Here is a 12336-nt window from a genome sequence, read left to right on the forward strand (position 1 = left end):
GTACTAATTTGACGAGTATTACGTTAACGATTGAGCGAAGATGCCAGTCATATCAGCCTGCTGGACATTTTCTTTAATTTTCTCAATGTCGGTAATGTAGAGATTTTTGCTTTTTATATGCTCAAACAATACCGACCCTGAGAAGGTATACTTTTTCGTTAAACCTTCTTTTGTATGCATCTGTTCCTTTACATGAGCGATACCTTCGCCGCAGGCTAAGGTTTTGGGGATCTCAATGCTCTCCAGACCCAGTGCGTGTCTGGCCGCATTGTGGCCAGCTAACGTTCCCGTTATAATTGCCTCGGTATGTCCTACTAACAAACCAGCCTTTTCGCCGCCACAGAAGACATTTTCTAGTGCCTCTACTTTCAAAGCATTGTCACGGGGTAACATTCCAAAATAACGCATAGAGTTGCCTATACCACCTGCATAAGGATCTTCGAATCGTGCATTTTCACAACCGGGAATTTGCCGGAGTACGTCAAGCGGATAATAGGCAGTCATTAATTTAGCATGTCCAGTGTCTAATAGAACGATATTTTCCGCAAATTCTTTAAGTGCATATTGTTGGCAAGCTTTTTGTCCAAGAGAGGAAATACTTTTTTGCAGATGAGAGGGGATGGGTATTACGCAGACGCCAGTGCGGTCTAAGGTTTTTCTAATGTCGGGTGCTAAAGAATCTTTGTGTAATTTACAGGAACCGCTCATTGCTCCCAAAGTTCCGTCCGCTTTTTCACCAATCATCTCTTTTATACCGGCTTTTGCGGCAATACTGAAGCGCGGTCCGAAGGTAGGACAGCGGTAAATACACATTGCACAACCATTACCATACTTGCTGCAGTTAGATTGAGGTCCGGCTGTACCGGAAACATCGACAAATGCATCACCGGCAGCTTCAATGCTTTGATCTTCATGGAATACATCAGCGATTACGCGGACTATTTTTCCATTTTCCATAACAATGTCTTTAACCCGGGATTTAAGATTGATTCTTATGTTTGCATCTAAAAGTGCTTTACGAACAGCAGGTTCAATTGTTGACACATCATATAAATTAGCATGCTTGTGTCCTGGAAACTCAATATTCTTATGACGAGAATTGGCATCGGTAATTTCAAACAGGTCACCGCCGCCCATGGCAATCATTTCTTCTGTAACCGTGAATCGCCCGTTATTACGCATGATGCCGCCAACCAAACCAGTACCCAATAGCATGTCTGTCCGCTCAAACAGTTCTACTTCACAACCAGCTTTTTTTGCTGCTAACGCGGCAGCAGTACCTGCCCATCCGCCACCGACAATTACTACTTTTTTAGCCATGATATCCTCCTTGTGAGTTTTTTACAGAAAGAAGGCATCAAGGATTGTCCCCAATGCCTCCGTCTTTTACTTTGCAGCTAGTGCTTAGAGGATCTCTGCATATTTGGCGATTATTTCCATTAACATAACTTGGGCCTTAACACCATACCGCATGACATCTTTCAAAAGATTTCCTTTACTGTCGGTAGTAGCAAGGTCAGGGGAAATATAGATATTTCCATCATAAGCAACTGTCGGAATTACACCCATTTGAGCCATCCCAGATTGTAGCAGGTTAGTACCGGAATACATATCTTCAATGGAGAAGATGGGGAGACCCATTTCGCCTTTACCCCAAGTTCCTTCGTAGTTAACCTCAACTGCGCGGGAATTGTACGACTTGCTAATGATGATGCCCGCCTTTAGTTTGGGATGGATATTAGCAAATTCTTCGACGACTACATCATAGAGATCATCCACTGATTTGGTATATACTTCGGGGTTATCGCGAAGAACTTTTAAGGCTTGAATTTGCGTTGCGAGAGCTTCTTTGCCGGGATCAAATGTTACGTATGCAGCTTTACCGTAGGATGAACCAGTACCCCATCTATCCCCATGTAGACCCATCGCACGACGAATGGGAACCATAATATCTTCTTTACCGATAATCAGGCCGCTTGTAGCAGCACCACTAGCTTTATCCATGCTGTAGATGACGACATCAGCACCAGATTTGCGAATATTGTGGCCAATGCCTGGTACCCCCCAAGCATTATCAATAACATAAGGAACCCCATATTCATTAGCCAGTTTAGCATACATTTTTTGCAGTATCGGAGTGCCATCTGCGTCTTTTTCGCCGTAGCCGTAGCCTGGGGTCTCATAACCTAGCGATGTGATACCGGTAAACATGCTGGCATGAATCTGAGCGAATTTTTTCATATCCTCATACACTTGCTTAGAGTCAACTGTAGTTAACAAAGGACAAGGATGATATTTGATACCATGAACATCATAATTGGCACCAGCCAATGGAATAATAACGGTATCTAAATTGTTTTGACGCTTACCATAGAAACCAAGTTCACCAGGAGTGGTTCCGCGGTCAGCAATAATATCTTTATATCGTCCGGGAAACGGCCGACCGTAGCCGCCTTGATGATGAAAATGTTTCTCAAGCGGAGCAAAATAGCGAGCGCGATAGTTGTCACCGCGACCTAAATTGGGAGGGGTGAACAAGGAATCAAAGGCTACCCACAGACCGGCTTCGCAGGTGCTAGTCGGAGCAGCGTCGTATTCGTCGCCGTAAATATCTTTAACCAATTCGCGAATTTGGTCAACCATGCCAGCTAAGGGAATTACTTTTTTACCTGCTTCTTCTCCGGCGTGCATGATATCGTCACGAAGTGGTGCCGGACAACCTGAAATACCACCTGTCATCCCAAATTTACCACGGATATCTGCAGGAATATTTAGTTCTTCAGCCGCCTTGCGGGCATCTGCATAAATGTTTGCGATATTTGCCTGAAGGTGTTTGTACATTTGGAATTTATATTTAAAAGCCATGCTGAAATTCCTCCATTATGCCAATTTCTATTTTATCGCTTTTTAGCTACCCAAATAATGTGCATAGTTGTTATATTATGACTTTACCTTGATAATCATTTCCACTTCAACAGCAGCGTTAATCGGCAGTTCCGGTACACCAACGGCTGAACGAGTGTGTTCGCCCTGTTTGCCAAAAACAGTTCCGATTAATTCGGATGCGCCGTTTATTACTTTTGGTTGATCGACAAAGCCGGGTGCGCTGTTTACAAAACCTACGACTTTTACTATCTGCTCAATATTATCTAAGCTGCCAATTACACTTTTTGCTGCAGCCAGGCAGTTTAAAGCGCAAACTTTGGCTGCTTCATAGCCTTGTTCTAACGAAAGGTCTTTGCCTATTTTACCAGCATACGCCAGCTTACCTTCAACAAAAGGAATTTGACCAGAAGTGTATACATAATCCCCAACCTTAATCGAAGGAACATATGCTGCTACAGGTTTCGCTACTTCTGGAACGGTTAAGCCCATCTCTTTTACTTTGGCCTCAAAACTCAAAATAATTCCTCCTTTTTATCCTATCGTGATAGCGTTTTCCACAGAAAGTTGTAGTTCCCGACCGGTTTTTCTATTGCCAGCCAAAACTATATTTAGATGGTTTGGCATATGTGTTTCGTCAAAACCGGCAACTGTACCGATGACGGTCTCGTCTGCACGCACCGAATCTCCTACGATAATAACTCCGCCACGGTTTATTTCGACAAAACCGACATAAGCAATGCGATTTACCCTTTTCCCTGGTCCGATATCTTCATCAGAGAGAATAAGCTCATGGATTTCGGATGTTTTAACAGCGCGTGACGAGGGAGAGATTAGCTCTAGACCACGATCATCAAAAATGCCGTCAAGCACTACTGCCAAAGTCCCTGTTGTCTGTCGTTTGGCAAAATAGGGATTAAATTGCCCAAACATATTGCGGGAATAGGGATCACTCATTAATTTCCCTCCTTCTTTAGCACATAGTTTTGCGCGGTTTTTTGCTAATTATGTATTTATTTTTCGAAAAAATAGAAACTAAGCAAAGCTAAATCAAAGAGGGGCAGAGAATAACTTTTTGCTAAATTTTTTATTCTACTGCCCCTCTTTAAATTATGGTAAGCTACTGATTATATTTTGGATTTCTACTGCTTGTGTTGGTTCTTGTTGCTGTTGTGCGGGGCGATTATCGGGTTTAGTATTTTTCCCTTTATCTTCATTTTTTTCAGATTCCATGTATAACACCTCTTTATATATTTTTTGAGTGACTGAATATAGAGTCTCACAAATTTTCCTGAAGTATGCAGAGATGTTTTGTTGTCGATGAAAATTAATTTTTAGCCTAAGAATAAGAAAAACGGCAGTCTGTTAAAGACTGCCGGCAGTGGTTACTTTACGTTAGAAATTGAAATCATATTCAACGTTTGTACGATGTTTGCTATCCCCAGCCTGATCTTTTGCAAAATCTTGGTAAAGGGTAATGCTGGAATTCTTAGTTACATCGTATTTGGCACTTACTTTGAAGCCTTTGGAATTATCATAGTTAAGATTAGTAGTGTGGAAAGTTGGTACTGCACCATCTTCGATATCACGGTAAGAAACAGTGTAGGCACCTTGAGTTATGCCGGCCATATAGCCATCAGCAGAAGTCTCGGAATTTTTAACATATTCGGCATTCAGCACGGCATCACCAATTTTAGTATCGGCATTTACGCCATAGTAATGGGTAGTATCAAATAAAACATAGTTAGCGCCAAGGTTTACGCCATTTAATGAGGTTTTTAAATCCAAAGTGCCAGTCCTTGTACGGTCATTATCTTTGCCGTAGAAACCGCTTAATTCTAATACATCCAGAGTGGTGCTCGCTTTGACACCGGTAAATTGATGGTCATCAATTAAAAGCCCTTTACCTGTGAAAAGATCATCTTTACCGACCTGGATATCAAAATTATCAAACTTTCCTGCGATATAGGCCATATCCATTCTGGCCTGATTTGATGCATATTCGGTTGAGACGTCTTGTTCTTGTACAAACCGAACATGTGCACGAAGGTTATCCGTAATCTGGCCATCAACATTCAGACGAAAGCGGGTGTCGATTCCGTTCCAGTTATCCCAGTTAAAGGCACTGGGAGCTTGGGTGGTATTATTGTATTGAATATAGCCATCACCGGAAAACGTAATAGGGGAAGCGAAAACTGAAGTAGCGGATAGAGTTAGGGCAGTTAGTACGGCAGCAGTTAATAATTTCTTTTTCATAATTGTTCCTCCTAAAATTTTTTTCGGGGGGGAATTTCAAATGATTTGTAACTAATAACCCATATTCTATCCGGCAGTGTTCGTAAGAGTTTCCATGTTTCCTCTTAGTAGACTTAGGTAGGGTACAGGTTATCCTATAACATTACTGAACTGCTCATAAGAGCGTTCCCCAGCGCTCTATTTTGCTGGTTCAGCATGTAATAAGTAATTTTTCTTTATGCTAGGATAGTTCTATAAAGTTAACATAAAACCTTCTATCTTTTTATAAAAAAGCCTGTGTAATTAATGGAATAATCTTTTGCGTTATTAATTATGTATACTAACAAACAGGTTGCATACTACTTAGTAAAAATAAAGTTATTATCATATAAAAAAACGTATGTTCGTAATAATTACGAACATACGTTTAATAAAGTATGCGACCATCCGCTTGCAAAAACGGAATAGGCAGTATTGTTTTTTATATAGAGCAGAAGAAAAGCGCCGCCCAGAATAAGTCTGGTAGGCGCTTGGTGCTATTATGCGCGATGGGCCATTAGATGGGCCACTTTATTAGCAAAACTGATGGGATCATCCGGGGTAATCCCTTCCATGAGTAATGCTTGTCCATACAGTAAATCACAATAATCTTTAAATGGGTCAGAGTCAGGGGCCGTCTGATACAGATTCTTCAGTATCCCAAATAGCTCGTGTTCAGGATTAATTTCAAGAATCCGGTTAGCTTTATACATAGTTTTGTTCATTTCCGATAAAATTTGTTCCATAGATAGGCTAATGCCGCTATCATCGCTAACCAGGCATACGGCACTGGTTTTTAGGCGATTACTGATTTTAACGTCAGCTACTTTGCCAGTTAGACGTTCCTTAATGGCTTTAATCAGCGGCTCATTTTCTTTTGCTAATGCCTCAACATCTTTTTTAGTTTCAGGGGAGTCAACGTCGTCCAGTTCTAGGTTGCCGCGGCTGACTGACTGAAACTTTTTCTCTTCATATTCTTGTAAGGCATCAATAGCAAATTCATCTACCCGATCAAAAAGATAGAGTACTTCAATGTTCTTTTCGCGCAGTAATTCCATTTGGGGTAAGCGCTCCACGGCGGAGCGGTCTTTGCCTGTTGCATAGTAGATAACCTTTTGGTTTTCCGGCATGCGTTTGGTGTAGTCTTCCAGCGTAGTCAGCTCATCGGTTGCGTGCGAGGTGGCAAAGAGCAGGAGATTCTTTAGCTTGTCCCGGCTCTGGAACTCAGAATAGATGCCAGTTTTGATGGCTTTGCCGTACTCTTGCCAAAACTTTTCGTATTTGGGGCGGTCTTTTGTTAGCATGGTTTCCAGTGTTTTTAGTACGCTTTTTTCCAAATTTTTGCCAACCCGTTTTAATTGTTGACTCTGTTGGAGAAGTTCACGAGATATATTGAGGGAAAAGTCGGGGGAGTCAACTAAACCGCGAACAAAACGTAAGTAATCAGGCAACAGGTCTTGACAATCATCCATGATAAAAACATTTTTTGAGTATAAACGGATGCCTGTCGTAGACTCGCGCTGGTAGAAGTCAAAAGGTGCATGGGAAGGAAGAAATAGCAGACTGGTATATTCTACAGCACCTTCGACTTTGGAGTGGATAATTTCCAGGGGGTCTTCCCAATCATGGAATAGATTTTTGTACAGCTGATGATACTCCTCTGGAGTGATATCGTTTTTATTTTTGGTCCAGAGGGGGGCCATAGAGTTAAGCGTACGAACTTCTACGGTCTTAGTGGGCTGGGCATCTTCTATTACTTTGCCGTCCGCATCAAGCGGTTTTTCCTCATTAACAAAATTCATTTTAATAGGATAACGGATATAGTCCGAATATTTCTTGATTAAATTTTGCAGGAGGTAGTTGTTGAGGAAGTTTTCCTCAGAATGCTCAGCAGAGCGATACTCTTCCTTAAGGGTCAAGATGATGGTTGTACCGCGGGTGTCTTTGGCACATTCTTCAATTGTATAGGTGCCATCACCGTTTGATTCCCAGCGAATCCCGATAGACTGACCGGGAGCACGAGTAAGTAAGGTGACTTTTTCAGCCACCATGAAGGCCGAATAGAAACCAACACCAAATTGGCCAATTAGTTCAGTGTCAGCCGCTGAACCACTAGTTTGTATCTTATCAAGGAAGGCTTTCGTGCCAGATTTAGCAATTGTGCCGATATTTTCCACAACTTCGTCATAGGTCATACCCATGCCATTGTCAGAAATGGTGAGAGTGTTGGTTGCTTCATCAGGAAGGATAAAAATTTCAAAATCAGCGTTGTTCTCAAGCAAGTTAGGATTAGTTAATGATTCAAACCGGATTTTATCAATAGCATCTGAGGCGTTAGAGATAAGTTCCCGTAAAAAGATCTCCCGGTTAGTATAAATTGAGTGAATCATTAGATCCAGTAGCTGCTTAGTTTCAGCCTGGAATTCTTTTGTTTGTTTGTTGATTGTTTCTTGAGACATTACGAACCTCCAATATCATCAAAAATTCTTTTGTTAGCACTCTTGGGTGTTGAGTGCTAACACTATTTAAATAATAACGAAAATAATTCATAAAATCAAATATCCGATAACATAAAAATGACAGATACCGGCGTATTCCTACCAAATATGCAAAATATCTCCTGCTTTTGTGATATAGCATGTTTTTTCTCAAAACGCGTTCTAATTTCCCTTAATTATACGCAGCACTGGCAGGGCCAGACTAGTTATAGTCAAGATAAAGATTCCGATTGCTCCCGCTATATTGCCATTATTTTTTAGCCACCTGGCATATGTTAAGGCATGAAAGCCAATAACAGCACCTATGCCGAGATATATATAATCCATTAGTCATTACCCCTTATCGGCATGCTCTTAAACATTAGCCCGGTACGACGGATTTTAGTATTGATTTGGACATGAATTTCAGCCTCAGAATAACGGTCATTCCAGTTAAAACTGACAACTTCATCATAGGTTTTGAACTTAGGTCTGAAGTAGCGGCCGAAATTAACAACATCAGTTTCTAATTCTTGTGTATGTTTAAGCATATCTTCCATTTGTAGTTTGATGGCTTCCGACACCTGGGTTTCTAAACTTTTCCTGCTGTCCTCGGATTCATAGTTGATACCGCTGGCAATGCTGGTGATTTCACCCTCTAACAGCACATCAATAAATATGACAGGGCGGTTATTTACGAAATCAACGTTAATTTGTGGATTTTTGCCTAACCGCAAAAGAAGATGCACATTCTTCTCAGACATTTTGGGATCAGCTATAGTTAAAAATCCTTTTGGAAATTTTCCCATAAGGATTGCAACCATGCGCGTTTCTTCGTTAGTCAACATTCCTGCCAATTTGTCCCCCTTAAACACAGCCGTACCAAGAACCGAAGCCGGGTTTCCGCCTTCACGCGCTATATCGCCAGGAAGATATTCATTAGTTCGTTCTGGTGGAGTTGGTTTAGCACTAGGCCTGTCTGTTCCCGATAGGGGACTAATTCCTGCCAACACGGTATAGGGAGCGCCGCTTGCATCCTTTAGTCGATTATAAAACTCATGAACATGGGTAGGCAATAAATAGCCGGTTTCAGTCCCCGATAACAAGATGCCTTCAATCCAGCGTGAAGGCAGTACTTCAATTGATGGTCTAGTTTCTTTGATAAAATCCTGTGCCGTACCACGAACCACCATCATAAACATAGATCCACGAAATTCACGAAACCGGAGGAATGGTCCTACTAAATCTCCCACCCCTCGCCGTGCTAGTTCTTCACTGATAATCCAGACCTTAATATGGGATAAATCAGGGGATCTGCCAACTGAGGCGCTAAGCAAAGACCGGGCTTCTGCTAAGGAAGGGGCTTTGATGGTAACAACAGCGACGCTCTTGTCACTGCTGTCACCGCTGCTACCGCCACTAGTGCCTAGTGCCCTGGGAATAGCAATCATATAAGTAATATTCAGCTGTTTGTTTGGCAATGAATCAACACCGACGGCTAAAACATAGGCTACCTCGTCAGTTTCCTTAGCACCTGAACAACCTGATACTATAAGGCATATTGCTAAGCCTAAAGATATAATAATCAATCGGAAGGACATGACGCGTCCCCCTTTTTTATAGCCTTCACTATAGACGCAACTAGCAGTAATAGTGGGGTAGCGACTAGACCCACAGTAAAGAAGTTAGTTATTACAAGCCCATCTAGGCGAATAACGGTGGCAATGTCAGGCGGTATCATAGCTAATTGAGCAATGATATAAGCTGAGAGCGGAATGAGTGGTTCAAGAGCTGGCAACTTCAATAAACGGGTAATTAAATAGGTTCCTATATAAAGGCTGATAGCAATTCCAAGTAATCCCACAATAACCCAAAGGATGATAAATAACGCTTCAATCCGTTGCAGGTAGCGGCTCAAATATACCAAGCGAGCCATATCAAAAAAAGGTAGTGTTTTTTCACTTGCTGTGGCAACTCCAAATACCATAGTGAATACCATAACAGATATTGCTTTGATAAGGACACTGCCCATTATTCCGAAAATACTGGCCCATTTGAAAGTCCTGACATTTTGCATAGCCGGTGCAACCATTACAAGAATCAGCGCGCCAATATTGATACCAGCTGTCTGCATTCCATATTTAAGTGAAGGTATAAGCCCGTAACCCTGCCAGGGAGCTAGATTATAGGTGTCATAATTGGGAGCTAATAGAAGTAGGACTAGCAGCAGACTAAAAACACTTAATGGTAATAACAGATAGGTTCCGCGCGCCAGTGCTTCCAGGCCTAAGAGTGCACCTAGCGCAGCGACAAAGACATACCAACCGACAATGAAACTAAACTCCATTTGCGGTAAGGCTGTCAGTAAGGTATTCTCGGCAAATTGACGCAGTAAAAGCGCCGCGTTTAAAAAAGAAACAATAATGAATAGGATTGTTACTAGCCATGCGCCAACACGTCCTAACAGTTCTTCGGAAATACTAAAAAAGTCACCAGGAGTCTGTTGCAAAATATAAACCCAGGCGATAATGCTCAAGATCGCTGGAAAACCAGATACAATGATCATCCACCAGCCGGCTGTAGCGACAGCCGCGGCGTTAGTGGCAGGTGCTGTCAGAAAAATACGAGGTAATAGTAGTATAAATACTAACGCCATTCCCTCGGCTATACCCATGCGGCCAAGTTGATAACTCATAATTTATCTTGTCCTCCCAGTGGCTTTTCTTCCCGCCATTGACGGCTTATAGTTGGCTGTCTGTCGCTATCTTTGGTATTCAAACCGTCTGGACGTTGTTCTTGATGAAATACTGGCCCTCGCACTACTACATCCAGGTTGCCTTCCACCCGGGGAGCTATTGGCAGCATATACGGCAAACCAAAGGATTTCATACTACACAATAGGAGTGTAAGCAGTAGTAACCCGGAAGCAACACCGACCAGACCTAGTGTCGCTGCCAGCATAAGCATGAGAAAGCGTATAACGCGGAAAGCCATTGCCATCTGAAAATCAGGAATAGCGAAGGAAGCCAGACCTGCCAAGGCAATAATAATAACTACAATTGGACTGACAATATTGGCACTAACCGCCGCTTGTCCCAGAATAAGAGCACCGACAATTCCGATTGTTGAACCCAGCACTCCGGGAATGCGTAATCCACCCTCCCGAATCAGTTCAAATGAAAATTCCATGAGGACAATCTCAATGAGTGCCGGAAATGGAACCCTCTCGCGGGCGCCAGCAATCGCCAGAGCAATCTCGGTAGGGAGTGCCTCCTGATGAAAGTAATTAATTGCCAAATATAGAGAAGGTAGCAATAGCGTAATAAAGGCAGCGATAATACGTAATATGCGTAGTCCAGTACTGGCAATAGCTTTAAATGAGAAATCTTCTGCTGAATGAAAGAATGTAAAAAAGCTGACAGGAACAATATGGGCAAGTGGCACACCATCTAGTATAAAGGCTACCCGGCCTTCAGCCAGATGCACACACACCCGGTCAGGCCGTTCAGTCGAAAGTGCCTGGGGAAACAGATTGCCAGGATGATCCTCAATGAACTGCTGGAGCGCCCCGATATCGCCCATATAGTCGGTTGAAATTCCCTCGATCCGACGCTTCAGTTCAGCTACGAGCAAGGGATTAGCCACAGACTCTAAATACATAATGGCACAGCTAGTATTGGTTTTTTTGCCGATAGACAGGATCTCGGTAACAAGCTCGCTGCTCTTTAATGTACCGCGAATCAAGGCGGTATTAATACGCAACCCTTCACTAAAAGATGCCTGTGATCCGCGCACGGTTTGCTCTGTTGTAGGTTTATTTACGCCGCGCTGCACCATACCTCTAGTGTTGATTAAGATAGCTTCAGGAACACCATCAATAAAGAGTGCTGTATCCCCACTGTTGATACCATGCTGGACAGATTGGTAATCTACGGCTTTGTTGATCTGGTTGGCAGGTAAACATTCCTCAATAATCTGGGCAGTAAGACTGCCGGTGGTACCGCCATCTCGCACATGATCAGGAGAAAAATACATTAATGGCTGTAAAACTGCCAGATTGAGTGTTTTACTATCAACCATACCATCTAAAAATACCAGTATAGCTTTAATTGGCGGGGCAAAAGGCAAAATAAGATTACGAATAATAATATCCTTGTTGTGCGGCAGCTTGTATAGTTTTTCTAGCAGTGCACGATTTTCGGCCAGCACAGCACTAACCTGTCTGTCATCCGGCTGACTTACGGCGTCATAGGCTAGTCTAACCGGGGAGCGCTCGGCCTTAATCGCTGCCAGTTTCTTAACAACCGTTTTCATCTGTGCTAGATGAGTAAACTGACCTGCTTTAAGATTTTTAGCTGCCATTTCTAAGACTTCTTTTAGCTGTTTGGCTTGGCGCAAAAGGATCTGAAGTTCCTCTGCCTGCCCCACAAGTCCGTTCTCTAAGCGCATACTGCTCTTGGCTTGTGTTTTATCTGACTTATCATCTAATACAAAGGGAGCAGGAGTATGCGGTGGCTTATAGACAAGGATGTTTTTCAAATAATTGTAGGTCTTAGAAAAGATAGTTTCCACAGCAGTGTTCCTCCTCTCGTTGTAATTTGTCCAGATGGAAAGGTTAACTTTCCCTGGATTGAACGACTAAGGCTTCTACTGGCGTCCTAAAGGACTTGGCACAAGCCAAGTCTTATCTTATGGTTATTAT

At 42.5% G+C, this 12336-nt stretch carries 11 protein-coding genes; all 11 read right to left on the reverse strand.

Annotated elements, in window-relative coordinates; translation table 11 throughout:
- Positions 1–18: 18 nt before the first annotated feature.
- The 11 genes from ACZ449_RS08910 to ACZ449_RS08960 all read right to left on the reverse strand — a co-directional run bounded on the left by ACZ449_RS08910 (position 19) and on the right by ACZ449_RS08960 (position 12206).
- On the reverse strand, positions 19–1320 hold the full coding sequence (locus tag ACZ449_RS08910) for an FAD-dependent oxidoreductase (RefSeq protein WP_464260673.1): 1302 nt from the start codon (positions 1318–1320) through the stop codon (positions 19–21).
- An 84-nt stretch (positions 1321–1404) separates the two neighbouring features.
- A complete protein-coding gene (locus tag ACZ449_RS08915) occupies positions 1405–2865 on the reverse strand; it encodes a hypothetical protein (protein WP_464260674.1) in 1461 nt (486 codons plus the stop codon).
- A gap of 75 nt (positions 2866–2940) precedes the next feature.
- Positions 2941–3402: a RidA family protein gene (locus tag ACZ449_RS08920; protein WP_464260675.1), complete on the reverse strand. Its 462-nt coding sequence runs from the start codon at positions 3400–3402 to the stop codon at positions 2941–2943.
- 15 nt (positions 3403–3417) lie between these two features.
- Positions 3418–3840 (reverse strand): DUF6917 domain-containing protein, encoded by a 423-nt coding sequence (locus tag ACZ449_RS08925; protein ID WP_464260676.1) that lies wholly within the window; start codon positions 3838–3840, stop codon positions 3418–3420.
- Positions 3841–3993: 153 nt separating this feature from the next.
- Positions 3994–4116 (reverse strand): hypothetical protein, encoded by a 123-nt coding sequence (locus tag ACZ449_RS08930; protein WP_464260677.1) that lies wholly within the window; start codon positions 4114–4116, stop codon positions 3994–3996.
- Positions 4117–4278: 162 nt separating this feature from the next.
- Entirely contained in the window at positions 4279–5139 is an 861-nt protein-coding gene (locus ACZ449_RS08935) for a hypothetical protein (RefSeq protein ID WP_464260678.1), read from the reverse strand.
- A 518-nt stretch (positions 5140–5657) separates the two neighbouring features.
- Positions 5658–7616, reverse strand: a complete 1959-nt coding sequence (htpG, locus tag ACZ449_RS08940) for a molecular chaperone HtpG (RefSeq protein WP_464260679.1) — start codon at positions 7614–7616, stop codon at positions 5658–5660.
- A gap of 201 nt (positions 7617–7817) precedes the next feature.
- Positions 7818–7982 carry a hypothetical protein gene (locus tag ACZ449_RS08945; protein WP_464260680.1) on the reverse strand — a complete coding sequence of 55 codons (165 nt, stop codon included), beginning with the start codon at positions 7980–7982 and terminating at the stop codon, positions 7818–7820.
- Complete coding sequence (locus ACZ449_RS08950) at positions 7982–9235, reverse strand: Ger(x)C family spore germination protein (RefSeq protein WP_464260681.1); 1254 nt, start codon at positions 9233–9235, stop codon at positions 7982–7984. Before ACZ449_RS08950 ends, ACZ449_RS08945 begins: the two co-directional genes overlap by 1 nt.
- On the reverse strand, positions 9220–10329 hold the full coding sequence (locus tag ACZ449_RS08955) for a GerAB/ArcD/ProY family transporter (RefSeq protein WP_464260682.1): 1110 nt from the start codon (positions 10327–10329) through the stop codon (positions 9220–9222). The genes ACZ449_RS08950 and ACZ449_RS08955 overlap by 16 nt, the downstream gene beginning before the upstream one ends.
- A complete protein-coding gene (locus ACZ449_RS08960) occupies positions 10326–12206 on the reverse strand; it encodes a spore germination protein (RefSeq protein WP_464260683.1) in 1881 nt (626 codons plus the stop codon). Before ACZ449_RS08960 ends, ACZ449_RS08955 begins: the two co-directional genes overlap by 4 nt.
- Positions 12207–12336 lie beyond the last annotated feature (130 nt).

This window comes from Desulfosporomusa polytropa (assembly GCF_055380075.1).